We start from the raw sequence: 25,145 nt of genomic DNA on the forward strand, positions 1-25,145 counted from the left end.
ATGAGCGCCCCACGGCGGGCAGATGAAGTCCGCTCATCGGGCCCGACCCTCAAAGGGCGCTGCCGGCCTTCCAGTCGGCCCACGACAGGTTCCAGCCGTTCAGACCGTTCGACGCTTCGACGGTCCGCTCGCCCGAGTTCCGGACGACCACCACGTCGCCGAGCATCGAACTCTCGTAGAACCGGTAGCCCGCCGCGGAGCTGTCGTTCGCGCCCTTCGTGTCGTGCAGGCCGACGCAGCCGTGGCTGGTGTTGCTGCTGCCGAAGACCGCGGGCGCGGCCCAGTAGTTGCCGTGGATGAAGGTGCCCGAGGTGGTCAGGCGCTGGGCGTGCGGCACGTCGGCGATGTCGTACTCGTCGCCGAGCCCGACCGTGGAGGACTCCATCCGGGTCTCCTCGAACCGCTCGCTGATCACCATGATCCCGGACCACGTGGTGTGCGCCGGGGCACCGCCGCTCACCGGGTAGCTCGCGAGCGTCGCCCCGTCCCGCTCGACGGTCATGGTCTTCCTCGCGAGGTCGACGGTGCTCACCTGGCGGCGGCCGATGTGGAAGGTGACGTCCTTGGACTGGACGCCGTAGACGCCGTCCCCGCCCTCGACGTCCTTGAGGCGCAGACTCAGCGTGATCTTCGTGCCGGCCGCCCAGTACCCGGCGGGACGGAAGTCGAGCCGGGTGTTCCCGAACCAGTGACCGACCACCTCGACCGCGGGCTCCGCCGTCACCGTGATGGCCTTTTCCACCGCGGCCCGGTCCGTCACGGCGTGGGTGAAGTTGATCGACACGGGCATACCGACGCCGGAGGTCGAATTCGCCTCCGGCGTGAAATAGCCGGCGAAGGTCTCGCCCGGGGACTTCGTGACGAACGTCGAGATGTGCTCCGCGGCGCCCGTCGCTTTCGCCGTCACCGTGTATTTGGTGCCCGAGTACGGATTCCCGGCCGAGGTCCAGCGCGTACGGTCGTCGTCGAAGGATCCGGCCAGAGTGGAACCGTCGTTGCCGGACACCTCGACCGCCGACAGCGTGCCGTCGGTCACGGAGACCACGACCGGAGCGGTGAAGCCGGCCTTCCTCGTGCCGTCCGCGGGGGAGACGGTGACCTTCGGCGTCTTCACCTCCGCCTTCACCTGCGAATTCGCCTTCGAGCCGGCCCCGGTCGTCGTCGTGTCCTTGCCTTCGGCTGCGCCCGCCGGACCGCCGCACCCGCTCAGCGCGAGGGCCGGAACGACCGACCCGACGGCCGCGAGGACTCCGCGCCGTGACCAGGCCGGACGCTCCGGACGCCGTCGTATCCACCCCGGGTCCCGCGGTGCGGACTCGGGCCGATTCGCTATCTCAGGGACGCCCACGGAACGCCTTTCCTCGCGTGTTTCTCTCACCATCACTGCCGGTGCATCCTGCGGGACTTCCCTGGGTTGATTCTTTGAATACGGCTGCCGCAGCCTGAGATTCCGGTGAAGACCCCCGGAGAGACGGCCTGAATCCATGGTTGCCGGGCCGCACCGAAGGATGAGCAGAGTATGAAGTGCCCAGTCCGCTCCCTGAGATTTCCGTGAGATCCGCGTTCCCGGAGCCCATTCCGTACTCTCCGGCTGCCCGGCTCCCCGGCTTCTCCGGCCGCAAGAGTGAAGGAGGATTTCCGCGTGTCGGATCCGCGACGAACCACGCCGGAGGCATCAGTGAGGCCGGCCCGTGAGAGGCACACCCTGGCCATCGTCGGAGTGGGCGCCGCCGGCACGCTCACCGCCGTGCAGCTCTGCGAGACGGCGACCCGCCGCCGCACCCCGCTCGACCTCTTCCTGGTCGACCCCGCCCCCGAAGCCGGGCGCGGCAGCGCGTACGCCACCACCGACACCCGGCACCGGCTGAACGTGCCCGCGGGAGGCATGAGTTGCTATCCCGACGACCCGGGCCACTTCACCCGCTGGCTGTGCCGGCACGGCGAACCCACCGTCAGGGCGGCCGACTTCGCCACCCGCTACCGGTACGGCGCCTACCTCGCCGACACGTTGGCCCGGGCGATCGTCCACGCCCACGGCACGGTCACCGTGCGCCGGCTGCGGACCAGGGCGGAAGCCTGCGTCCCCGCTCCGGACAGGGGGCTGGAGCTGCGGCTGGCCGACGGGGGCGGACTCGTCGCCGACGGCGTCGTCCTCGCCACCGGACCGGCCGCCACGACCAGTGCCTGGGCCCCGCCCCGACTCCGTTCCTCCGGACGGTTCATCGGTTCACCCTGGGAGCCCGGCGCGCTGGACGGACCCCTCGCCGAACCCGCCGACCGCGCGCGAACGGGCGCGAGCGACGACGTCCTGCTCGTGGGCACCGGGCTCACGGCGGTCGACCTCGCGCTCAGCCTCGACCGCCCCGGACGCACCGTCCACGCCCTCTCGCGCACCGGACTGCTGCCACAGCCGCACGCCCTCGACCCCGCCCCCGCGATGGCCGCCCCCGAAGGGCTCGACGCGCCGACCCTGTCCACGCTGCGCCGGGCGGTCTACCGCCACATCGGCCGCGCCCTGCGCGCCCACGGCGACTGGCGTCCCGCGCTCGACAGCCTGCGCCCGCACACCGCGCACCTGTGGCGCAGCCTCACACCCGAGGAACGCGACGCCTTCCTGCGCGGCGAGAGCGCGCTCTGGAACACCCACCGGCACCGGATGGCCCCGACGACGGCCGAGGCGCTGGACCGCGCCCGCACGGCCCGCCGCCTGCGTGTCCACACCGGCAGGATCACCGACGCCGTCCCCCGCCCGGACGGCTCCGAGCTGATCACGCTCTCCGACGGGCGGCGCATCACGGCCGGCTGGGTGATCGACTGCACCGGACCGGGTCCGCGCCCCGAAGACCCCCTGTGGGCCTCGCTGTTCGACACGGGCGCCGCCGTGCCCGGCCCGCTCGGCCTCGGTGTCGCGACCCGCGAGGGCCGGCTGCTCGACGCCGAAGGCGGCGCCGGGCTCGCGGTGTTCACCCTCGGCGCGCCACGCCGCGGTGAGCTGTGGGAGACCACCGCGATCCCCGAGATCCGGGTCCAGGCGGCCGAACTGGCCGAGCGGTTGCTCGCGCCGCCGGCCCCGCGGCACCGCCCCGCGCGCCGCCGGCCCCTCGACGCGCACGGGCTCCCGCTGTCCACCCATGCCGAGGCGGCGGCCGCCCACCGCACCGGCGTCGAACGCGTCCTCAAGGTCAGGGCCGGCGCCGAGGACGCCTTCGCGCGCGCCGTCGCCCTCGACCCCGGCTTCGCGCTCGGGCACGCGGCCCTCGCCCTGCTCGGCCACGAGTGCGGTGCCGACGTCGACGTACCGCGGGCCCTGGCCGAAGCACAGCGGTGCGCGCGGGAACGGGCCGACGCGCGCGAACGCTCCTTCGTCGACGTGGTGAGCGGGCGCGTGCGCGGCGACAGCCCGGACACCGGCACCCGTACCCTGCTCGGGCATCTGGCCGCCCACCCCGCCGACGCGCTGGCGCTCGCCGTGGCCGTGCCCACCATCGCCTTCTCCGGTGTCAACGACCTCGACACCACCTACGCGTCGGACCTGGTCGAGCGGTCCCTGCCCGCCTACGACGGTCACTGGTTCCCGGCCTCGCTCCTCGCCTTCCTGCGCCAGGACCGCGGCCGCCACGACGAGGCGGCCGAGCTGGCCCGGCGCGCGCTGGACGCCGAGCCCGCCTCCGGGCACGCCGTGCACGCCCTCGCCCACGTCCACTACGAGTCGGGAGCGCACGAGTCCGGCCGTGACTGGCTGGACGCCTGGGTGTCAGGGCACGGACGGGGCGCCGTCCACCGCGCCCACTTCTCCTGGCACATCGCCCTGCATGAACTGGCCCTGGACGACCCCGCCGCCGTCCGCCGACGCTGGTTCGCCCAGCTCGCGCCCGGCCGGGTGACCGGTGTACGCGCCCTGGTCGACTCGGGGTCGCTGCTGTGGCGCGCCCGGATCAGCGACAGCTGGCGGGGCCGGGTACCGGCGGCGGACGTGCTCGACAGCGTCGCCCGCGAGATCGTGGAACGGCCCGCGACCGCCTTCACCGCTCTGCACGCCGCCGTCGCGCTCACCGCCGCCGGTGACATGGCGGGACTGCGGCGGCTGCGCGACCACGCCGCGGGCGCCGATCCGGTGCAGCGGGAGGTCGTCGTCCCGCTGTGCGAGGCCCTCGCCGCGCTCGTCGAGGAGCGCTTCCACGAAGCCGCCCGGGGCCTCGACGCCCTGCTGCCGGTCCTCTCCCGGGTCGGCGGCAGCGCGGCCCAGCGCGAGGTCGTCGAGGAGACACTGCTGTACGCCCTCGTGGCGGCGGGCCGCTGCGAGGCCGCCCGGCGCCTCCTGGACACCCGCCTCGACCGAGGCCACGCGCCGCGCGACCGACGCCTGCTGGCGGCACTGCCCGACTGAGGGCCCGTCCAGGCGTGCGACTCCCCGCGCACACCAGGTGCCGACTTCCCGCGCACACCAGGTGCCGACTTCCCGCGCACGCCAGGTGCCGGCTCCCCGCGCGCTCCAGGTGCCGGCTCCCCGCGTAGGTCGGGTGCCCGGCTCCCCGCGCACGCGAGGCACGGGCCCGCGCGCACGTCAGGCGCCCGGCTCCCCGCGAGGGGCCGGGCGCCAGCCGAGGGCCCGGGAGATTCCGCGGGCGGCCAGGCGCACCGCCGGGATCAACGCCGGTACCCGGGCCTCGGCCCGGGGCACGACGAGCGACACGGCCGCGACGACCGAGCCGTCGGCACCGCGCACCGGCGCGGCCACCGACAGGGCGTCCTCCGTCACCTGACGGCTGCTCACCGCGACACCCGTCCCGCGTACTTCGGCCAGAGCGCGGCGCAGGCGGACCGGGTCGGTGATCGTGTACGGGGTGTACGCGGCCAACGGCCCGGCGCAGTAGGCGTCCTGGAAGTCGGGCTCCGCGTGCGCGAGCAGCGCGAGCCCCACGCCCGTCGCGTGCAGCGGCCAGCGCGCGCCCACCTGGATGCGGACCCCGACCGAGGAACGGCCCGAGATCCACTCGGTGTAGACGACCTCGGCGCCGTCCCGGACCGCCAACTGCACGTTCTCGTGGGTCGCTTCGTACAGGTCCTCCAGATACGGCAGGGCACTCTGGCGCAGCGCGAGGCCGCGCGGGGCGAGCGCCGCGAGCTCCCACAGGCGCAGACCCACGTGGTAGACGCCGTTCGTGTCCCGCTCCAGCGCGCCCCACTCGGCGAGCGCGGCCACCAGCCGGTGCGCCGTGGTGAGGCTCAGGCCCGCCCGGCGGCTGATGTCCGTCAGGGACAGCGCCGTGTGCTCGTGGTCGAAGGCGCCGAGCACGGCGAGGAGGCGGCCGGCGGCGGACGGGGTGGTCATGATGCCTGGATCCAACAGGCCGGACGGGCGTGACCGCAACGGCCGGTGCCGAGGAAAGACGTCCGAGGGGCGGCCGGTCCTCGGGAACGGGCGCGGGCGATGGCAGGCTGCTGACCGGAAGGCATGGGTGGAACAGGCGGCCGGCGTGCTCACTCGCCGCGCGGCCCGTGGCACCGTACGAACTGCGAAGGTGGTACTTGCGTGAGGCTGACCATTCTGGGCGGCGGCGGATTCCGTGTCCCGCTCGTGTACGGGGCACTCCTCGGGGACCGGGCCGAGGGCCGCGTCACCAGGGTCGTGCTGCACGACCTGGACGCGGGACGGCTCTCCGCCGTGGCCCGCGTGCTCGCCGAGCAGGCGGCCGGGGACCCGGACGCGCCGGAGGTGACCGTCACCACCGACCTCGACGAGGCCCTGCGGGGCGCTGACTTCGTCTTCTCCGCGATCCGCGTCGGGGGTCTGGAGGGCCGGGCGGCGGACGAGCGTGTCGCCCTCGCCCAGGGGGTCCTCGGCCAGGAGACGGTCGGCGCCGGCGGCATCGCGTACGGTCTGCGCACCGTGCCCGTCGCCGTGGACATCGCGCGGCGGGTGGCCCGGCTCGCGCCCGACGCCTGGGTCATCAACTTCACCAACCCGGCCGGACTGGTCACCGAGGCCATGTCCCGGCACCTCGGCGACCGCGTGATCGGCATCTGCGACTCGCCGGTCGGCCTCGGGCGCCGGATCGCCAAGGTCCTCGGCGCGAACCCGCGCGAGGCGTGGATCGACTACGTCGGGCTCAACCACCTCGGCTGGGTACGCGGCCTGCGCGTCGCCGGCCGCGACGAACTCCCGCGCCTGCTCGCCGATCCCGACCTGCTCGGCTCCTTCGAGGAGGGCAGGCTCTTCGGCCCGCAGTGGCTCCGGTCCCTGGGCGCCGTCCCCAACGAATACCTGCACTACTACTACTTCAACCGCGAGACCGTCCGCGCCTACCAGCGGGCCGAGAAGACGCGTGGCGCCTTCCTGCGCGACCAACAGGCCGGTTTCTACGAGGAGATGAAGCACCCGGAGGCGGCGGCCCTGGCCTCCTGGGAACGCACCCGGGCCGAGCGCGAGGCCACGTACATGGCCGAGAACCGGGACGCCGCGGGTGCCGGGGAACGCGAGGAGGACGACCTCTCCGGCGGCTACGAGAAGGTGGCGCTCGCCCTGATGCGGGCGATCGCCCGCGACGAACGGACCACCCTGATCCTCAACGTCCGCAACCGCGGCACCCTGAGCGTCCTCGACACGGAGGCCGTCATCGAGGTGCCGTGCCTGGTGGACGCCAACGGGGCGCATCCGGTCGCGGTCGACCCGCTGCCGGGGCACGCCGCCGGACTGGTGTGCGCGGTCAAGGCGGTGGAACGCGAGGTGCTCTCCGCCGCCGAGTCGGGTTCCCGTACGACCGCGGTGAAGGCCTTCGCCCTGCACCCGCTCGTCGACTCGGTCGCCGTGGCGCACGCGCTCGTCGACGGCTACACGTCCGTACACCCGGGTCTCGCCTATCTGACCTAGCCGCGAGCGAGCCGGACCGGCCGGGCGCGGGCGGGCGGTGACGGGTCCCTCCCGATGACGCCCGCTTTGCGCACCGGACTTGCCGACGCCTTGACGATCCGTTTCCTGCGTGTTCAACCGGCTGCCCGTGCCGGCGTTGTGTAGCGTCCCTAGGGTCCCTGAGTGCTTCGAGTGCGTCGAGTGCTTCGAAGGAAGGGACCCATGGACAGACCCCTCGCCGTCCGGGCTCGCGGGATCACCAAGTGTTTCGGCGACGTCGTGGCACTCGACGGCGTCGATCTGGACGTGGCACGCGGTCGGATCCACGGCCTGGCCGGACCGAACGGCGCCGGCAAGACGACCCTGCTCGGTCTGCTGCTGGGCCTGGCCGTCGCCGACGAAGGCCGCCTGGAGATCCTCGGCACCCGGGTCGGACGGGCGCTCGCCGCCCCCGGCGGTGTCGCCGGCTTCGTCGACGGACCCGGCCTGTACCCCTCGCTCACCGCCCGGCAGAACCTCACCGCCCTGGCCGCGCTGCGCGGCCGGAAGGCGCGGTCGGCCGGCGTCGACGACGTGCTCGGCCAGGTCGGGCTCACCGATGTCGCCGACGACCCGGCCCGCGGCTACTCCCTGGGGATGCGTCAGCGGCTCGGCCTCGCCGCCGCGCTGCTCACCGAACCCCGGCTGCTGGTGCTCGACGAACCGTCCAACGGCCTCGACCCGGCGGGCAAGCGCCATGTGCACGGGGTGCTCGACCGGCTCGCCGCGAACGGCACCGCGGTCGTCCTCTCCAGCCACCGCATGGACGACCTCCAGGCCCTGTGCTCCGAGGTCACCATCCTCGCGACCGGACGGGTCGTCTTCAGCGGCCCGCTGGGCAAGCTGGCCGCCGAGAACCGTGAACTCGACTACCGGCTGCTCACCTCCGACCCGGCGGCCGCCCGCTCGCTCGCCCTCGACACGGCCGGGATCCGGGTCGTCGACGACGCGGCACCACGGCACGCCGCCGACGCACTCGTCGTACGCGCGCCGGTGCCCGCCGTGGACGACCTGGTGGTGCGGCTCGTGGGCGCGGGCGTCGCGCTGCGCGAGCTCGCCCCCGTGGTGTCGCCACTCGAAGCCGCGTTCCTCGCCCTCACCGAGCAGAAGGAGGCCGGCGGATGACCACGACCGTCGCCGAGGACGCCGGCCCCGAAGCACCGGGCCCGGACGAGGAGGGCGCCGCCGCCCCCCGTGTGCCGGTCGGCCGCGTCTACCGCTTCGAACTGGTCAAGCTCGTCTCCCAGTGGCGGATCCGGCTGTTGGTCCTCGCCTGCTGGATCGTGCCGGCGCTCTTCGTCGCCGCGGTCGACCGGCAGAGCACGCTCCCCGTCGACACCCTCTTCGGCCGCTGGATGCACGCCACCGGATGGGCCGGAGCGCTGGTCATGCTGGGCTTCGCGGGCACCTGGGCGCTCCCGCTGCTGACCTCGGTCGTCGCCGGTGACGTGTTCGCCTCCGAGGACCGGCTCGGCACCTGGCGCCACCTGCTCGTCGCGATCCGGTCACCGCGCCGGATCTTCGTCGCGAAGACACTGGCCGGCCTCACGGTCGTCCTGCTGCTCGTGGCCGGACTGGTCGCCTCCAGCTCGGCCGGCGGGGCCGTGACGATCGGCGTCCATCCGCTCGTCGGCCTCGACGGCCGCCTGCTGACCCCGGCGGACGCCGCGGGCAAGGTTCTGCTCGCCTGGCTCTGCGTCCTCGCCCCGACCCTGGCCCTCGCCGCGGTCGGACTGCTCGGCTCGATCACGCTGGGACGCTCCCCGATGGGGCTGCTGCTGCCGGCGCTCGTCGCGCTCGCGATGCAGCTCGCCCAGATGATGCCGCTCCCCGTCGCCGTGCGCCTCGCCCTGCCCAGCTACGCCTTCATCGCCTGGAGCGGTCTGTTCACCAGCCCCGCACAGCTCGGTCCGCTCCTGATCGGCATCGCCGTCAGCCTGTCGTGGGCGGTGGCCGCGACGGTGTCGGCCTATCTGCTCTTCATGCGGAGGGACTTCACCGACGCGGCCCACGACGGCTCGGGCCGCGGCGCGGTCACGGGAGGCGTTCTGCCGCTCGTCGGGCTGGCCGCCGTGACCGCCGTGGTCGTCGGGCTCACCACCGGGGCCACGGGCTCCGGGATCGAACAGGACAAGGTGCAGCGCTCGGCCGCGACGGCCTTCGCCCACCTGTACCGGCTCCAGACCGCAGAACTCAACCGCCCGGCCGTCACCGAGGCACAGCTCAGGGCCACGGCGGCCTGTGACAAGGGCAGCGTGAAGGTCGCCGCCGAGGGGCCGGGCAACGACTGGCGCTGCGTCATCACCTGGCACCTTCCCGGCGTCGACGCCGTGGGGACGGCCGTCTACCAGCTCGACATCACCCCGGACGGCCGCTTCATGGCCGACGGCGACGGACCGAAGGAGGTGAACGGCTACTTCCTGGTCCGCACACCGACCGGGGACGCACCGAACCCGCTGTGGCAGTTCGACGGCGACGTCGACCTGCTCGCCACCACGAAGGGATGACTCCATGCAGGTGACGCGTCGCCGACGGAGTGCGGAGAAGGGGCGTTCGAGCCCTCTTCGCGGATACACGGGACGACGGATACCTCTGGTGACGGCGGGCATCACCGTGCTCGCCCTCGTCGCGGCAGGGGCCGCGTTCGCCCGGACGACAGAGTTCGGCACCGACCAGGTCGGCCAGGTCACCGATCGCGGGCAGGTCGTCTCCAGCGACCAGTACATCGCCCCGTACGGCGACCGGCTGGTCGTCCAGAACGGGAAGATCATGTCGTCCTCGGTCAGCCCGGACGGCACCCACCTCGCGGCCTCGGTCACCGACGGCGGGAGCGCCCTGTCGATCGTCGACCTGAAGAGCTGGAAGGTGCAGCAGCTCGTCGGCAGCTCCGCGTCCTCCGTTCCGCGCATCAGCGGCAACAGCGTGGGCCAGGAAGGCCCGACGTACTCGCCCGACGGCTCGCAGCTCTGGCTCGGCCAGACCGACGGCTACACCCGGTTCACCGTGAACGCGGACGGCGGCGTCACGAACCCGGTGTCCGTCCCGATCGCGGCGGACGGGCCCAAGCACGCGCTGGTGGGCGCGGCAGTGTTCTCCTCCGACGGCACCACCGTGTACTCCGCGGTCAACGGACAGAACCGGGTGGTCGCCATCGACGCGGCCACCGGGACCGTCCGCCAGAGCTGGAACGTGGGCAACGCCCCGCGCGGCCTGGTCGAGGCGGGCGGCAAGCTCTATGTGAGCAACGAGGGCGGGCGCCCGGCCCGTGACGGCGACACCACCATCAACTCGTACAACACCCAGGTGCCCGCGGACCCGGTCACCGCCGCGACCACGACCGGCACCGTCAGCGTCATCGACCCCGCGGACCCGGCGGCCGCCGTCACGAGCATCCCGGTGGGCCTGCACCCGACCGCGCTGTACGCCAAGGGCCGGGCGCTGTTCGTCACCAACACCGCCACCAACGACGTGTCCGTCATCGACACCACCCGGAACAAGGTCGTCCAGACCATCGCGACCCAGCCGTGGCCCGAGGCCTCGGTGGGTTACGAGCCCGACGCGGTGACGCTCACCGACGACGGGCACCTGCTGGTGACGCTCGGCCGCGCCAACGCCGTGGCCGTCTACCGGTACCGGTCGCCGCAGGACCCGGTCCGCTACATCGGTCTGCTGCCGACGGACTACTTCCCCGCCGAGATCGCCGCCGTCGGCAAGGACATCGTGGTCTCCAACACCCGTGGCGTCGACGCCCGCCGGACCACCACGGCGGCGGGGCACGGGACGCACGACACCACGTCGAGCGTGCAGCGGTTCACCCTGCCCGACGACAGCGTGGTCCGGGCCCAGACGGCCAAGGTCTTCCGGCAGAACGGCTGGACCAGCGGCTCGGTCGCCCGGTCCGCGGGCAGGAACCACGCGAAGCCGGTGCCCGTCCCGCAACGGCTCGGCGAGCCCTCGACGATCAAGCACGTCTTCCTGATCGTCAAGGAGAACCGCACCTACGACCAGGTCTTCGGGGACGTGCCGGAGGGCGACGGCGATCCGTCGCTGGCCCAGTTCGGCGAGAACGTGACGCCCAACCAGCACGCTCTGGCCCGGCAGTTCGGCCTGTACGACAACACGTACGACATCGGCACCAACTCGGCCGAGGGCCACAACTGGCTGATGCAGGCGGACGATCCGGAGTACACCGAGTCCTCGGCCGGTGAGTACGCGCGCAGTTACGACACCGAGGACGACGCCCTCGGCCACCAGCGGACCGGCTTCCTGTGGACCGGCGCGCAGGCCGCGGGCAAGTCGGCCCGGGACTTCGGCGAGTTCCAGCAGTTCCTCACCAAACCGGCCGACGCCACCTGGCAGAACCTGTACTGCGACTCCCGCAACATGACGTCGACGGGACAGGACACCGCGTACACACTGAACTCGTCCTCGCCGATCCCGTCGCTCAACGACGTGTCCGTGCACGGCTTCGCGAAGTTCGACACCAGCGTCCCGGACATCTACCGGGAGCAGATCTGGAAGCGTGACTTCGAGAAGAACGGGCCGGCGAACCTGAACATGTTCTGGCTCTCCAGCGACCACACCGGCGGTCCCGCGAACGCGGCCGCCCAGGTCGCGGACAACGACCTCGCGACCGGCAGGATCGTCGACGAGATCTCGCACAGCCCGTACTGGAAGGACTCGGCGGTCTTCGTGGTCGAGGACGACTCCCAGGCCGGTCTCGACCACGTCGACGGCCACCGCGCGCCGATCCAGATCATCAGCCCCTGGGCCCGGCGCGGCGTCGTCGACAGCCACTACTACTCGCAGATCACGCTGATCCGGACCATCGAGCAGATCCTCGGCGTGCACCCCATGAACCAGAAGGACAGCGCGGCCACGCCGATGCGCGCCGCCTTCACGGGGCACCCCGACTACACGCCGTTCACGGCGCTGCCCAACCGGACCTCGCTGACCGACGGCCTCAAGACCGCGCCGTCCTGCGGCCTCGACACCCCGGCGCCCCCGAATCCCGCCGCGGCGCCCGTGCCGTCGGCGAAGGTTCCGGCGGACAAACGGGCGCTCGCGGCGACGTGGGACACCTGGAAGTCGCACCAGCGGCTGAGCGGGCCGAACGCCGTTCCGGACTTCGCCAACCCCGCACAGATGAACCACCTCACCTGGTACCAGACGCACGGGTGGACCGAGCCGTACCCCGGCGAGCACCGGATCCTCGCGCCGCAGGACGTGCCGGGCGCCTACCTCCCGTCGTCGGAGTCCGACGGCTGACGTACCAAGCGTGAGGGGCCGTGAGCACGACGCGACGGGCCGCCCGAATGACCCGGGCGGCCCGCCGTGTTCGCTCTGTCGACGTCAGCCCGTGAAGCCGGCCGTGATCGACGTGAACTGCCAGGTGCTCTGGCTGATGCCCGAGCAGTTGCTCACGACGCCGCCTCCGGGGCAGGACCGGTCGCGGTTGACCGACCAGTAGGCGAGCCGGGCGATGTGGTGGCTGTTCGCCCAGTCACGGATCGAGGTCCAGATCGCCGGGGTCGTGTTCTCCTGCTGGTCGGACAGACCGTTCATGCCGGAGATGCCGATGTGCGAGTAGGCCGTGGCGTCGTCCCAGCCGAACGTCGACTTCAGCTTGGTCTTCAGCCCCTCGGTCGCGTTGACCGTGTTGCCGTACATGTCGGAACCGCCGCCGAAGTCGAACGGCATGATGGTGAAGACGTCGATGTTCGCGTTCAGCGACTGCGCCTGCTCGATGAGCCGGTTGCCGTAGTAGGTCGGGCCGGTCGTCGAGGTGCCGAAGGTGACGATCGTCTTCAGGCCGGGGTTGTTGGCCTTGACGGTCTTCAGCGCGGTCAGGATCCTGGCCTGCACGGCCTCGTTCTCGAACTCGTCGGTGTTCTCGATGTCCATGTCGATCGCCTTGAGGCTGTAGGCGTCGATCACCTTCTGCAGCGCACCGGCGAGCGCGCTCGCCGAGGAGCAGTTGGCGCCGAGCTTGCTGCCCTGCCAGCCACCGAACGACGGAACGATGTCACCGCCCGCGGAACGGATCTGGTTGATCGCCGTCTGGTCGACACCGCCGGTCAGCGCGCGGCTTCCGTCCCAGGCGGGGTTGCAGCCGCCCGAGTCGAGCACGAACGCCATCGTGAACCACTTGATCCCGGTCGCGCTCATCACCGTGGTCGGGTTCGGGGGGTCGCCCCAGCCCTCGTACAGGTAGGGAGCGGCCTGCTTGAAGCCGGTGCCGCCTCCGCCGCCCGCGCTCGTCGTGACACTCACGGAGTTGGACGCCCCGGAGGTGTTCCCGGCCGCGTCACGCGCCTTGACGGTGAACGAGTAGGCGGTGCTCGCCGACAGCCCGCTGACCGTGCCGCTCGTGCCCGACACGCTGAGCACCTTGTTGGAGCCGCTGTAGATGTCGTACGCCGTGACGCCGACGTTGTCGCTCGACGCGCCCCACGACAGGGACACGCTGGAGGACGTCTTGCCGGTGGAGGTCAGGTTGGTGGGCGTGGTCGGTGCCTGGGTGTCGGTCCCGCCGCCACCGCCGCCGGGTCCGTCGAGGTTGATGTCGTCGGCGTAGTAGGTGCCCTGCGCGTACCAGCCGTGGACGTAGATCTTGGCGCTGGTCTGCGAGGCCCCGGTGGTGAAGGAGACGGTGAGCTGGCTGTACGCCGACGGGGACGTCGTCCAGGTCGAGGCACCGCCGTCCACACCGAGGTAGACGTAGCTGCCGCGCACCCAGCCGGAGAGGCTGTACGTCGTGTTCGGCTGGACCGAGACGGTCTGGGCGCACTGGGCGTTGTCACTCGAACTCGCCGCCCCCGCGAGGGCTTTGGAGCCGCCGTGCACCGGGCTGGAGACGATCGACCCCAGGTTGCCGGAGCAGGACCAGGGGGAGAGACTGCCGGTCTCGAATCCCGGGTTGGACAGGATGTTGGCCGCCTCAGCGGTACCCGGCAGGGCGACCGCGCCGGCGAGGGCCAGCGCGGCCGTGCCCAGCAGGGCGAGGAAACGATGTCTGGAACGTCTGAGAATGGTCATGCGCACGCGATCTCCCTGGAGATATGGGGGTGTTCGGGAGTGCAGAGAGGTGCGCCACCAAGTTGGTATGGACCAATCGCGCTGTCAAGACGCTGCGCGGGAATTGGTCCAGACCGGTAATGGGGGAGTGGGCGACCCGGCCTCGCCGGCCGGGTCGCGGGCGTGGCCTAGGCGGTGGCGGTCGCCGCGGTGGCGGCCGCGGCGGACTGGGCCGGAACGGCGGGGGCGATCGCGTCGACCGGCGCGGGGTGCGCGGACGTCGAGGACTGCTGGGGCTGTACGGACGGCGCCGACTGCATGGACGGCACGGGGTGTACGGGCTGCGGGGACTGTACGGGCTGCGGGGACGCCGGTTCCGTGGCCTGTGCCGGCATCGCGGACAGGGTCGGCACGCCCGGCTCGGTCCGCTGCGCCGGCAGCGACACCGGACGCACCGGGCGCGGCCCCGCGACCACCGTGTAGTCCGGTCCGAGGAACGGCGGGACCACCTCGCCCGTCTCCTCGCCCAGCGCCAACCGCACAGCAGCCCAAGGGGCGTTGACCCCGCACTGGGCGATCTGGTGCAGCCCGCCCGCCGGACGGGTGTTCACGTCCATCAGCACCGGCTCGTCGCCGTACATGCGGAACTGGATGTTGGACAGGTAGTGCAGCCCGAACGCCTCGGCGAGCAGCCGGGCGGGCTCGATCCACGCGTCGTCGAGGGTGAACCCGCGACGACGGCCGTTCTTGGTGCGGCCGATGGCCATGCGGACCCGGCCGTCGGGACCGGTGAGGCAGTCCACGGACACCTCCGGCTGTCCGAGGTGCGGCATCACCAGCCAGTCGACGGGCTCGGCGGACGTGCGCAGCGCCTCCACCACCAGATCCAGGGGGACGTACGCGCTCGGGAACCCGTTGAGGTGCATCATCGAGAAGGGGGTACGGGTGATCACCCGGAAGCCCACCCCGCCCGCCCCGGCCGCCGGCTTGAAGCAGGCCCGCTGACCCGCGGCCTCCAACTCCTCGACCGCCGTGACGAGTTCCTCCGCCGTGCGCACGCGGTACCACGGAGGAACCGGAATGCCCACGGCCTCCACGGCCTGGTAGGCGACGGCCTTGTCGTGGAAGACGGCGACCGCCTCCGCCGGCGGCGCCAGCAGCGCCGTCCCGAGCGCCGCGAACTCGGCGCGCTGCGCCACGATCGCGTCCTGGTGCAGGACCGGCACGAACACGTCGACGGAACGGCGCGCGCACATGTCGAGCGCGTACTCGACGTAGGCGCGCGGCGACAGGCCCTCGGGCTCCGGCTCGGCGGTGTCGGCGGCGGCCAGGACGGGGGAGTCGGCGTCACCGTGGGTGGCGTGGATCTCGACCGCGCGGTGCTGCGGATTATTTCGCAGCTGGTCCATGAAGAACACGTTCTCCGCGTACGTGCGGTTGAGCCAGACGCGTACGCGAGAGCCCATGCAAGCCACCATTCGGGGTTCGCGGGCACGGCGGAGCGGGCCGGGCCCGGCCAGGGGGGAGGGGAGGTACACCGAGCCGTCGCACGCGAAAGCAGATTGGAGCGGAGGTGTTGGGGCGATCATAAGGGTCGCGCGACCCCGATGCTGCTACGGGGATGTTACGGATTCGCCCGCCTGCCCGACCGGGCCTCCTTGTCCGGCGGCGGGAGCGTGTGCTGTTGTGGCGGTACTGGCTTTCTACGGGGGTGGCGCGTGCGGCCGACAGACGGCGGTGCCGGAAATCTGCTGGCCATCAGCGACTTGCACATCGGCTACGCCGAGAACCGCGCCCTGGTCGAGAACATGCGCCCCGAGACGGACCGGGACTGGCTCCTGGTGGCCGGCGACATCGGAGAGATCGTCGAAGACGTCCGGTGGACCCTCAAAACGCTCGGCGACCGCTTCGAGAAGGTCGTCTGGGTGCCCGGCAACCATGAACTGTGGACCCATCCCAAGGATCCGGTCCAGCTCCGCGGTGTGGCCCGCTACGAGCATCTGGTGTCCCTGTGCCGGGAGTTGGGCGTCGTCACCCCCGAGGACCCCTACCCCGTCTGGAACGGTCCGGGCGGCCCCGCCGTCGTCGCCCCGCTCTTCCTGCTCTACGACTACTCCTTCCTGCCGGAGGGCTGCGCCACCAAGGCCGAGGGGCTCGCGTACGCCGAGGGGACCGGCATCGTGTGCACGGACGAGTACCTGCTCCACCCCGACCCGTATCCGAGCCGCGAGGACTGGTGCCGGGCCAGGGTGGCCGAGACCGAGCGCAGGCTCGTCGAGATCCCCGACGGCCTGCCGGTCGTCCCGGTGAACCACTACCCCCTGGACCGCCACCCGATGGACGTCCTGTGGCACCCGGAGTTCGCCATGTGGTGCGGTACGCAGGCGACCGCCGACTGGCACCGCAGGTTCCGCGTGGAGACCATGGTCTACGGACACCTGCACATCCCCCGGACCACCTGGCACGAAGGTGTCCGGTTCGAAGAGGTGTCGGTGGGATATCCGCGAGAATGGCGTACGCGACCGGAACCGCCGGGCGCGCTGCGCCGCATTCTGCCGATGGAGGTCAAAGCCGGTGATGGAGGAGCTGCTTCCGGAGTCGGTGGTGGCCGTGGAGAACCACGGTGACGAACCGGCCGGGGACGCGAGTCTGTACCCCGAGGAACTGGCGGTCCTGACCCGCGCCGTGGGCAAGCGGCGCCGCGAGTTCGCCACCGTGCGCGTCTGCGCCCGGCGTGCCATGGAGAAGCTGGGCGTGGCCCCCGGGCCCGTGCTGCCGGGCGAGCGCGGTGCCCCGCAGTGGCCGGCGGGCGTCATCGGCAGCATGACGCACTGCGAGGGCTACGCCGCCGCCGCGCTCGCCAGGGCCGTCGATCTCGCCTCCCTCGGCATCGACGCCGAACCCCATCTGGCGCTCCCCGACGACGTCCTGGACGCCGTCGCCCTGCCCGGGGAGTCGGACCGTCTGGACCGGCTCGCCGCCCGGGTCCCGGCCGTCCACTGGGACCGGCTGCTGTTCAGCGCCAAGGAGTCGGTCTACAAGGCGTGGTTCCCGCTCACCGGCAAGTGGCTCGACTTCTCCGGCGCGGACATCGCCATCTCCCTCGACCCGACGCCGACCGCGGACGGCCTCTCGGGAGACCTGAGCGCTCAACTCCTGGTCCCGGGGCCCGTGGTGGACGGGATTCCCGTCCAGGTCTTCACGGGCCGCTGGACCGTACGCCACGGCCTGGTCGCGAGCGCGGTCACGGTCCCGCACACCGGACCGGGCCCGGCGCCGGGCCTGTCCGCCGGCTGACCGTACGATGCCGCGCGGGCGTCCGGCCCGTACGCCCCACCGCCCGGACGCCTGACCTGGGAGAGCCCCACCGTCCGGGAGTCCGCCGTACGCCGCCACCACCCGGCCGCCGCCCCGGAGCCGCCCGCGCGAGGTCAGCCCGGATCCGGGCACCAGGAGTGCAGCAGTTCGAAGAACGCGTCCTCGTTGCCCGCGAGGCCGGCCGCCTTCAGCGCCCGTTCCGTCTCGGCGAGCACGGCGGGCGGGACCATGGGGGGCCGGCCGCCGTCCGTCGGGCCGTCGAAAGCCGCTCGTACCGTCTGGAGGAGACGGAGGTAGGCCTGCACGGCGGCGCGTTCGTGGTCGGTCAGTACGGCTGTCGGCATCGGACGGCTCCCCTGGTCGGCTGGTCGTGACACTGGTCCTGACCCCAGCTTGCCGCCCGCCACTGACAATCCGGTTTCCGACCGGGGAGGTTCGCCCGCTTAGCGGAGGCGAAACCTCACGGAAACCCCAGGTGGAACAGGGCCCCTACGCTGGAGGGAAGAGCTCGGGGCCGTCCGCGGGACGGCCTCGCAGGCCGCCGCCATGGCGGCTCGGGTGCCGCCTTCGCGGCGGCCTGGGAACGGGAGGTCCGGCCCGTGGTCGACGTACAGCCCCGGCAGTCGCGGCGCACCGCGCGACTGCGTTCCGTCGGTGACGGAGAACTGCGTCTGCGTCACCGCCTCGTGCACGGCTACCGGCGCGCCTACCGGATGGCGGGACAGGGCCCTGCGCTCGTCCTGATCCACGGGATAGGCGACTCCTCGGCGACCTGGGCGGAGCTGATCCCCGACCTCGCCCGCACCCACACCGTCATCGCGCCCGACCTGCTCGGCCACGGCGCGTCCGACAAGCCGCGCGCCGACTACTCGGTGGCCGCCTACGCCAACGGCGTGCGCGATCTGCTGGCCACGCTCGACATCGAGTCCGCCACACTCGTCGGGCACTCGCTGGGCGGGGGAGTGGCGATGCAGTTCGCCTACCAGTTCCCCGAGCGCACCGAGCGGCTGATCCTGGTCAGCGCGGGCGGAGTCGGCGGCGAGGTCAACCCCGTCCTGCGGGCCGTGTCGCTGCCGGGCGCGCATCTGATGCTGTCCCTGCTGCGCCTGCCCGGCATGCGGCTGCAGGTGGGCCTCTTCCTGCGGCTGATGCGGCTGCTCGACGCCGATCTGGCCCAGGACGCGCCGGAGTTGGTGCACCTCGTGGACGCGCTCCCCGACGCGACCTCCCGCAGCGCGTTCGTCCGGACCCTGCGGGCCGTGGTCGACTGGCGCGGCCAGGCGGTCACCATGCTCGACCGCTGCTATCTCACCGAGGGCATGCCCACCATGCTGCTCTGGGGAGACCGGGACAGCGTGGTGCCCGTGCGGCACGCCCATGGGGCGCACGCGGCCATGCCGGGCAGCCGGCTGGAGATCTTCGAGGGAGCCGGCCACTTCCCGTTCCACAGCGATCCGGCGCGCTTCCTCGCCCTGGTCGAGGAGTTCACGACCACCACCAGTCCCGCCGACTGGAGCCGCGAACGCTGGCGCGAGCTGTTGCGCGCCGGACGCCCGGGTACGGCGGCGGGAAAGCCGGACACCGTCCGGAACCGTTCACTGGAACGGGACCTGCGCGAGGCGAGCGAACGCAGCGCGACCTGAGGGCCCGACCGGGGAACGCGGCGCGGGGTCAGCCGGTTCGTTCGCGGGCCTCGCGCCCCGGTCGTCCGCCCGTCGCGTCCGCCCGCCCCCGGACGGCCGCGACGACCGGCGAGTGACGCAGCGCGTCGGACATGCGGACCAGGTCGCGTCGGCCGTCGGTGTCCGCGGACGCGGACCCGGTCACGGGCGGCGAATCCGCCGTCTCCGCCGACCGGATGACATGGCCCTCCGGGTCGGCGGCCCGGGCCCGCACCGCGACCGTCACCATCGCCGCGTCGGCCTCGGCGTGCGCCTCGGCGGCGGAGGAACCCGCCGCGACCGCGGCCCCGAACGCCCGGGAGCGCACGTCGGAGTCGAAGTAGGGGTAGAGGCTCAGCATGCCGTCATGGATGTCGGACTCCCGCTGGGTGACCTGGAGTTCGGCGGGCGTCCACCAGGACATCCGCACCGCCCGCTCCTCCGGCACGGCGACCGGCTTCAGTTCCCGCCACAACGGCCCGAGCCGGCGATAGGCCGACCAGGTGATCCAGACGTCCTCGACACGCCGCCAGGCGAGGGGGAGACAGAAGCCGACCGCGGTGATCTGGGCCCCGGCGGAGGCCAGCACGGGAGCCACGTTGGTACTGAGACCGTCCAGGTCCGTGGCGTTCCACCGGGCGACCACCGCGGTGAACTTGGCCGCGGAGTAAGGGATGTTGCACAGCGACCCGAAGGCGATGATCACCAGCCCGGCGCGCAGCCGGCCGCGGACCTGGATCGCCCAGCGCCAGCACATGAAGTTCATCGCGACACCGGCGATGGTCAGCGACGCGAGATAGAGGACGATCATCTCGCGGATGAAGGGCGTGTTGGCGTAGTACGTGTCGAAGTCGCGCAGCCGTTCGACGGAGGCGTCCCCGAGGACGAACAGGACGATCAGCGCCACGCCGACCACGGTGTATCCGAGGATCCAGCGGCGGGAGAGCCGCCGGGTCACCTCGGGCGGTCCGCCGCGCCAGTTGATGATCAGCACCAGACAGGAGGCGCTGTAGGCGCTCAGCAGGCAGTAGACGAGGGGGGCCGAGACGTTGGCCGTTCCGGTGACGTCGTTGACGGCCGCGATGGTCGGCGGGGCCGCGAAGAGGAACACCAGGCCCGCGAGGGCGAGGAGTACGCCCACGGAGCGCAGCAGCGGATCGCGCCAGCCGCGCAGCAGCGAGGGCCCTTTGAACGCGATCGCCGCGCCCATGGCGACGGCCGGGATGTAGTAGCTGGATCCGTCCATGCCCCGGGACCTTCAGCCTCGCGGCCCGCGACAGCCGAGGGAGGCCTCGATGCGGCCGGCCAGACCGTGCCGCTGCACCGGGCCGCGCAGTGAGGAACCGGCCAGCCAGGTCCGGCACTTGCTGGCGAGCAGGAGTCCGAAGCTCTCGGCCTCCTGCTCGTCGGCGCGGTCGAAGCGGGTGCGCGCCGCCACTTTCAGGACGGTGGCCTGGAGGTCGGCCCCGTCGTTCAGTAAGCGCGCCGCGACGGCGGCACCGTCGACGTGATGGCTGCAGTGCCCGGCCTTCATGTGCCACAGCTCGTGACCGAGGATGACCAACTGATGGTCGGGCGCGGTGCGTTCCTCGATGACGACCAGGTCCTGTTCGGCCATGTCGAGCCACAGTCCGCTGGCGGTGCCGGGCGGGAACGAGGCCGTACGGAACTGGACGGGACGGCCGCGGCGCCGGCTCATCGCGCCGCACAGCTCGGTGTAGAGGTCGGCGGGTGCCGCCGGTGCCGGGAGCGAGAGTTCCGAGACGAGTTCGCCGCACAGGCGGCGCATTTCCCTTCCGATGCCCACTGGTCTCCCCCGGCTCACGACTCTGGCCGTTTGACGCTCTCCAGGAGCATGTCCAGCCATTCCGCGACCTTGTCCCGGTGCTGGTCGGTGGGCAACTGCGCGGCCCGCCAGGCGATTCCGCGGACGCCGTGGTCGAGGAGCAGTCGTTCGAGCGGATCGTGGGCGACGGAGGCCGCGGCGCGTTCGCGGTCGGCGAGACGCTGCAGGAGTTCCTGCTCCGACCGCTGGAGCGCGCCCACGAGCGCCTCGGAGTCCTCGGCCGTGAGGAATCCGGCGTGCACCCGGAAGAAGCGCTGGATGGCGTCGCAGTGCTCCATGGTGGGCCGCCGGTCGCCGTTGATGAGGGCGCCCGCCTGCTGGCGGGACATGCCGGCGCCGTCCGCTATCTCCTGCTGCGTGTAGCGGCGGCCGTTGGGCTTGAGCCGGGTGCGCCGCAGCAGGTCGAGGCGCTGAAGGAAGCGTGCCTGCAGGTCGGGTTCGCCCGCCGGGTGGCCGCACAGCAGGGCCTTCGCCACGGGCTCGGGGACACCGGACTCGGCCGACAGCCGCCGGACGTCGAAGACTTCGGCCTGCGGCACGCCGAGCCGGCCGGCGAGTGCGGTGACCCTGGCCACGACGGCCTGCAGCAGAACCGTCGCCGTGGCGCACGGAACCTCGAAGCCATCCGTCACCGACAGATCTCCTACGTCTCTCTCAGGTGGCTCTCACGAAGTTCGGGAACCATGTGGACACGAGGGTCAGGAACCATCCCGGCGGCAAGACCGGGGACCAACCGGAGCCTAGCCGGTCGCTCGAACTCACATCCAGGTCTCGCCACAACTGTGGCGAGATTCAGCCGTCAACAAGCGCCAAATGCCACGATAGTTGACACGCCCGTCCCCGGGGCAGCAGGATCGGGGCGCCGCGTGAAGGCCGCAGAGGCAAGAGGGGTGACCTCCCGATGGCGTACCAGGCAGGAAGGCAGCGGTCCCAGCCGCGACCTGTCCCCGAGAGTCTCGAAGCGCAGGCGTACCTCCAGGACTACGCCACGCTCCTCGAGGCCGTGCCCTTCCCCTCCTTCGTGTTCGACCGCCGCTGGGACGTCGTGCTGTCCAACGACGCGTTCGAGACACTTTTCGCCGGCATGGGCGCGCATCCGACCGCCATGCCGGGCGACAACTTCCTGCGTTTCGTCCTGTTCCACCCGGACGCGGGGTCGGTGCTCGGTGAGCACGAGTCGAGCTGGTGCCTGCCGATGCTCGCGCACTTCGCCTCGGCGGTGGAGCGCAACGGCCAGGACCGCGGACTCCAGGCGATCCGCCGGGACATCGCCCAGGACCCGATCATGGACGCCGCCTACCGGCACGGCCTGCCCCACTGGATCGAGGCCGTCGGGCCGCGCGGGGTCGAGCACGACGGGGCCGTACGCCCGCTGGTCCACCCCGATCCCCGCTGGGGCGGCACGGACTGCCGGATCGTCGACGAGACCCCCAAGGCCCTTCAGCACATGGGGTATTCGCGGATCACCCTGGTGCTGCGCGACGCGGCCCGGCCGGTCACGGGCGGACCGGGCAGGGCACGCAAGACGCGCAACGGCGCGGCGGAGCTTCGTGCCGTGTGACGCGCGTTGACCCGTCTGCGCGGAGGGTCGGGAGTTCTGGAGGGAGGCGGCCCCGGGGGACGGATCGGCCCGTTCAGCGGGCCGGCATCACGAGGACGAGGGGCACGCTGTCGCAGGGGACGAGCCGCATGTCCTCGTGTCGGGTGGCGCGGGCCGCCGCCAGCACGGCCGCGAAGTCGGGCCCCTTGATGAGGGAACCGGCCAGATGCGCGGGGTCCGCCGACGCGGCCACCCGGCCCCGGGCGTTCACCAGGTAGGCGGCTCCGGGCAGCCGTTGCAGCAGCGGGACCACCGCCCGCTCGAAGTGCCGCAGATACACGTCGGCCGCGGCGACCCCCACGAACCGGCCCTCCACCTGGACCGGCGCGGACAGGGTGAGGCTGTACTCGTCGGAGCAGAGGTAGTCGACGTAGGGCCCGGCGACCGCGCGCTGCCCCGTGTCGCGGGGGAGGGCGAACCAGTCCCAGTGCGTGTAGTCCGAGTACGCGGAGTGCGCCGGATCGAGGTCGAGCAGCAGCGGTCGTACGCCACCGTCGGAACCCTGCTGCCACCACTCCAGCCACGCCGGTACGTCACCGAGCAGGCCGGGTGCCGCCACGAAACCGGCGCCCGACACCAACTCCTGCCGGGTGAGCCGCAGATGCAGTCCCGGGCGCAGTGCCGCCAGATCCACGGTCGCCGGGCGCCGGCCGTCGGCGGCGACGCGGGTGAGCAGCGCGGCCGCGTCGGCCCGGGTGTCGGCGACCGCGTCGAAGACGGCCTCCAGCGTGCAGCGGACCTGCGTGGCGACGGCCGCCTCGGCGGAGACGTCAAGCGTCGCCGTCGCGCCGGCCGGTCCGGGGCTCCTGCGCATCGGTGCCCTCCAGTGGACGCGGACCTGACATGACACGCGGCATCTGGAGGCGCAGGGTGATGAGCCGCGCCGTCGAGTCCACCACGCACCGCTCGGCCAGTGCTCTGGCCGATTCGTGGGCCCCATCTTGCACGGCCGAGATTACGGAGCGATGACGGTCGGCGACTTCTTCACGATATTCGTCGTCCCCGAGCACGAGGCACATCAGCGCGCCCACCTCGGTCTGGAGCACCACCTGCTCACGCGTCAGCCGGGCGGACTGCGCCGCCGCGGCGAGTTCGACGTGGAAGCGGCCGTAGACGCGGCTGCGGGCGGCCGCGTCCTCGGCGGCCGACAGGTCGTCCAAGGTGCGCCGCAGGGCCTTGAGGTCGTCCGGTTCGGTCCGCTGCGCCGCGAGCCGGGCCGCCGCTCCGGACAGGGCCGCCCAGTGGTCGCCCAGGTCCCGCAGCTCCTCGGTGCTCCAGCCGGCGAGCCGGGCCAACAGCCTTTCCTCGCCGGGGACTTCGGGAAGCGACACGAAGCTGCCGCCGCCGCGCCCGCGCCGTGTGGTGACCAGTCCCTGCTGCCTCAGGGCCATGAGGGCCTCGCGCAGGGTGACCGTGGACACGCCGAGCTGACCGGCCAGCTCCATCTCCCCCGGCAGTTGCTCGCCGTCGGCGAGCAGCCCCAGCTCGATGGCGTCGCCGATCCGGTGCACGACCGTCTCGACGCGGGCGCGGCTGTCCACGGGTGTGAAGACGGCTCTGCGGACGCCGTCGCCTCTGTGTTGCTTCACGGTCACCACCTTGTGCGTTGACTCAACCTTTACTCTAAAGGGGTCTTGAGATTTGAACTATGGCTTCATATCTTTCCGGTCAGTGTTGCAACGCACCAACGCACCAGAAAGGTTCCCCGCCCATGGAGGCAAAGGCGATCCGGCTCCAGGGCCTGCGAAAGGCGTTCGGTGAGACGACCGCCGTGGCCGGAGTCGATCTGGAGATAGCCGACGGCGAGTTCTTCTCGATGCTCGGCCCGTCGGGCTCGGGCAAGACGACCGTGCTGCGGATGATCGCCGGATTCGAGAGCCCGACGGAGGGCCGGATCGAACTGGCGGGCCAGGAGGTCACCGGTCTCGCCCCCTTCGAGCGGGACGTGCACACCGTCTTCCAGGACTACGCGCTGTTCCCGCACATGACCGTCGAGGAGAACGTCGCCTACGGACTCAGGGTCCGCAAGGTGCCCAAGGCCGAACGGCTGGTCCGGGCCCGCAAGGCGCTCGCCGACGTACGCCTGGAAGGGTTCGGACGACGTCGTCCGGGCCAGCTCTCCGGAGGGCAGCGCCAGCGTGTCGCCCTCGCCAGGGCCCTGGTCGGCCGCCCCAGTGTCCTGCTCCTCGACGAACCCCTCGGCGCCCTCGACCTCAAGCTGCGCGAGCAGATGCAGGTCGAACTCAAGGCGATCCAGCGCGAGGTCGGCATCACCTTCGTGTTCGTCACCCACGACCAGGAGGAGGCCCTGACGATGAGCGACCGCATCGCCGTCTTCCACCAGGGCCGCATCGAACAGGTCGGCACCCCGGCGGAGATCTACGAACGCCCCGCCACGGCCTTCGTCGCGGGCTTCGTCGGTACGTCCAACCTGCTCGACGGACAGTCGGCCCGGCAGATCGTCGGTGCCCCGGGCACGTACAGCATCCGGCCGGAGAAGATCCGGGTCCTCGCGGAGCCCACGGAGCCCACGGAGCCCACGGAGCCCGCCGACGGTGCCGGGTCCGGGTCCGCCGATGCCGGTGCGGCCGGCGAGCCGGAGCACTCCACGGCCACCGGCACCGTCGCCGAGGTCGTCTATCTGGGCGACGCCACCCGCTTCCTGGTGGACCTCGACGCGGGCGGCCGCCTCACCGCGCTCCAGCAGAACCTGGACACCTCCTCTGAGGACGTCGCCGCCCTGCGCGGCACCCGGGTCCGGCTCCGGTGGCACCGCCGCCACGCCTTCCAGGTCCCCGACCCCCGCTGACCCCC

The 25,145-nt window shown here is 72.1% G+C and carries 20 protein-coding genes; 10 read left to right on the forward strand and 10 right to left on the reverse strand.

Annotated features, from left to right (window positions below; all coding sequences use genetic code 11):
* Positions 1–49 precede the first annotated feature (49 nt).
* Positions 50–1,348, reverse strand: coding sequence for an Ig-like domain-containing protein (locus ACIQ7M_RS02090; protein ID WP_403638761.1), 1,299 nt, complete (start codon positions 1,346–1,348; stop codon positions 50–52).
* A gap of 330 nt (positions 1,349–1,678) precedes the next feature.
* Here ACIQ7M_RS02090 and ACIQ7M_RS02095 point away from each other — a divergent pair, with 330 nt between their 5' ends.
* On the forward strand, positions 1,679–4,387 hold the full coding sequence (locus ACIQ7M_RS02095; protein ID WP_403638763.1) for an FAD/NAD(P)-binding protein: 2,709 nt from the start codon (positions 1,679–1,681) through the stop codon (positions 4,385–4,387).
* 177 nt (positions 4,388–4,564) lie between these two features.
* Here the strand turns inward: ACIQ7M_RS02095 and ACIQ7M_RS02100 are convergent, their stop codons facing one another.
* Positions 4,565–5,332, reverse strand: coding sequence for an IclR family transcriptional regulator (locus ACIQ7M_RS02100; RefSeq protein ID WP_403638765.1), 768 nt, complete (start codon positions 5,330–5,332; stop codon positions 4,565–4,567).
* A 201-nt stretch (positions 5,333–5,533) separates the two neighbouring features.
* On the opposite strand from ACIQ7M_RS02100, the gene ACIQ7M_RS02105 reads away from it, so the two are divergent.
* From ACIQ7M_RS02105 to ACIQ7M_RS02120, 4 genes are all read left to right on the forward strand, one after another.
* The gene (locus ACIQ7M_RS02105; RefSeq protein WP_403638767.1) at positions 5,534–6,871 is read left to right on the forward strand and encodes a 6-phospho-beta-glucosidase; all 1,338 of its coding nucleotides are present in this window, start codon (positions 5,534–5,536) and stop codon (positions 6,869–6,871) included.
* Between the two features lie 201 nt (positions 6,872–7,072).
* Complete coding sequence (locus ACIQ7M_RS02110; RefSeq protein ID WP_355762100.1) at positions 7,073–8,014, forward strand: ABC transporter ATP-binding protein; 942 nt, start codon at positions 7,073–7,075, stop codon at positions 8,012–8,014.
* Positions 8,011–9,396: an ABC transporter permease gene (locus ACIQ7M_RS02115; RefSeq protein ID WP_403638770.1), complete on the forward strand. Its 1,386-nt coding sequence runs from the start codon at positions 8,011–8,013 to the stop codon at positions 9,394–9,396. The genes ACIQ7M_RS02110 and ACIQ7M_RS02115 overlap by 4 nt, the downstream gene beginning before the upstream one ends.
* 4 nt (positions 9,397–9,400) lie before the next feature.
* Positions 9,401–12,157, forward strand: coding sequence for an alkaline phosphatase family protein (locus ACIQ7M_RS02120; protein WP_403638772.1), 2,757 nt, complete (start codon positions 9,401–9,403; stop codon positions 12,155–12,157).
* Positions 12,158–12,241: 84 nt separating this feature from the next.
* Here ACIQ7M_RS02120 and ACIQ7M_RS02125 read toward each other — a convergent pair whose 3' ends face one another.
* Complete coding sequence (locus ACIQ7M_RS02125) at positions 12,242–13,927, reverse strand: carbohydrate binding domain-containing protein (protein WP_403638774.1); 1,686 nt, start codon at positions 13,925–13,927, stop codon at positions 12,242–12,244.
* A gap of 167 nt (positions 13,928–14,094) precedes the next feature.
* On the reverse strand, positions 14,095–15,372 hold the full coding sequence (locus ACIQ7M_RS02130) for an ATP-grasp domain-containing protein (protein WP_403638776.1): 1,278 nt from the start codon (positions 15,370–15,372) through the stop codon (positions 14,095–14,097).
* Positions 15,373–15,624: 252 nt separating this feature from the next.
* Here ACIQ7M_RS02130 and ACIQ7M_RS02135 point away from each other — a divergent pair, with 252 nt between their 5' ends.
* Together ACIQ7M_RS02135 and ACIQ7M_RS02140 are read left to right on the forward strand one after the other, a co-directional pair.
* Complete coding sequence (locus ACIQ7M_RS02135; protein ID WP_403638778.1) at positions 15,625–16,533, forward strand: metallophosphoesterase family protein; 909 nt, start codon at positions 15,625–15,627, stop codon at positions 16,531–16,533.
* Positions 16,481–17,203: a 4'-phosphopantetheinyl transferase gene (locus tag ACIQ7M_RS02140; protein WP_403638780.1), complete on the forward strand. Its 723-nt coding sequence runs from the start codon at positions 16,481–16,483 to the stop codon at positions 17,201–17,203. The genes ACIQ7M_RS02135 and ACIQ7M_RS02140 overlap by 53 nt, the downstream gene beginning before the upstream one ends.
* Positions 17,204–17,337: 134 nt before the next feature.
* Here ACIQ7M_RS02140 and ACIQ7M_RS02145 read toward each other — a convergent pair whose 3' ends face one another.
* Positions 17,338–17,568 (reverse strand): hypothetical protein, encoded by a 231-nt coding sequence (locus ACIQ7M_RS02145; RefSeq protein WP_384783532.1) that lies wholly within the window; start codon positions 17,566–17,568, stop codon positions 17,338–17,340.
* Between the two features lie 255 nt (positions 17,569–17,823).
* On the opposite strand from ACIQ7M_RS02145, the gene ACIQ7M_RS02150 reads away from it, so the two are divergent.
* Positions 17,824–18,867 (forward strand): alpha/beta fold hydrolase, encoded by a 1,044-nt coding sequence (locus ACIQ7M_RS02150; protein WP_386983526.1) that lies wholly within the window; start codon positions 17,824–17,826, stop codon positions 18,865–18,867.
* A 28-nt stretch (positions 18,868–18,895) separates the two neighbouring features.
* On the opposite strand, the gene ACIQ7M_RS02155 is transcribed toward ACIQ7M_RS02150, so the two are convergent.
* From ACIQ7M_RS02155 to ACIQ7M_RS02165, 3 genes are read right to left on the reverse strand one after another with little or no spacing between them, the layout of a single operon-like run.
* The gene (locus ACIQ7M_RS02155; protein WP_403638782.1) at positions 18,896–20,131 is read right to left on the reverse strand and encodes an MAB_1171c family putative transporter; all 1,236 of its coding nucleotides are present in this window, start codon (positions 20,129–20,131) and stop codon (positions 18,896–18,898) included.
* Between the two features lie 12 nt (positions 20,132–20,143).
* Positions 20,144–20,674 (reverse strand): toxin-antitoxin system, toxin component, encoded by a 531-nt coding sequence (locus ACIQ7M_RS02160; protein ID WP_403639238.1) that lies wholly within the window; start codon positions 20,672–20,674, stop codon positions 20,144–20,146.
* Positions 20,675–20,706: 32 nt separating this feature from the next.
* Positions 20,707–21,363 (reverse strand): helix-turn-helix transcriptional regulator, encoded by a 657-nt coding sequence (locus tag ACIQ7M_RS02165; protein ID WP_355762130.1) that lies wholly within the window; start codon positions 21,361–21,363, stop codon positions 20,707–20,709.
* A gap of 269 nt (positions 21,364–21,632) precedes the next feature.
* On the opposite strand from ACIQ7M_RS02165, the gene ACIQ7M_RS02170 reads away from it, so the two are divergent.
* Positions 21,633–22,292: a hypothetical protein gene (locus ACIQ7M_RS02170; protein WP_403638784.1), complete on the forward strand. Its 660-nt coding sequence runs from the start codon at positions 21,633–21,635 to the stop codon at positions 22,290–22,292.
* Between the two features lie 73 nt (positions 22,293–22,365).
* On the opposite strand, the gene ACIQ7M_RS02175 is transcribed toward ACIQ7M_RS02170, so the two are convergent.
* Complete coding sequence (locus ACIQ7M_RS02175; protein ID WP_403638786.1) at positions 22,366–23,145, reverse strand: cache domain-containing protein; 780 nt, start codon at positions 23,143–23,145, stop codon at positions 22,366–22,368.
* Positions 23,102–23,920, reverse strand: coding sequence for a GntR family transcriptional regulator (locus ACIQ7M_RS02180; RefSeq protein WP_355762139.1), 819 nt, complete (start codon positions 23,918–23,920; stop codon positions 23,102–23,104). The genes ACIQ7M_RS02175 and ACIQ7M_RS02180 overlap by 44 nt, the downstream gene beginning before the upstream one ends.
* A 122-nt stretch (positions 23,921–24,042) precedes the next feature.
* On the opposite strand from ACIQ7M_RS02180, the gene ACIQ7M_RS02185 reads away from it, so the two are divergent.
* Positions 24,043–25,140: an ABC transporter ATP-binding protein gene (locus tag ACIQ7M_RS02185; protein ID WP_403638789.1), complete on the forward strand. Its 1,098-nt coding sequence runs from the start codon at positions 24,043–24,045 to the stop codon at positions 25,138–25,140.
* The last annotated feature ends 5 nt before the right edge of the window (positions 25,141–25,145 follow it).

The sequence above is a fragment of the Streptomyces sp. NPDC096324 genome (assembly GCF_044763015.1).
In the GTDB taxonomy this organism is placed as follows: domain Bacteria; phylum Actinomycetota; class Actinomycetes; order Streptomycetales; family Streptomycetaceae; genus Streptomyces.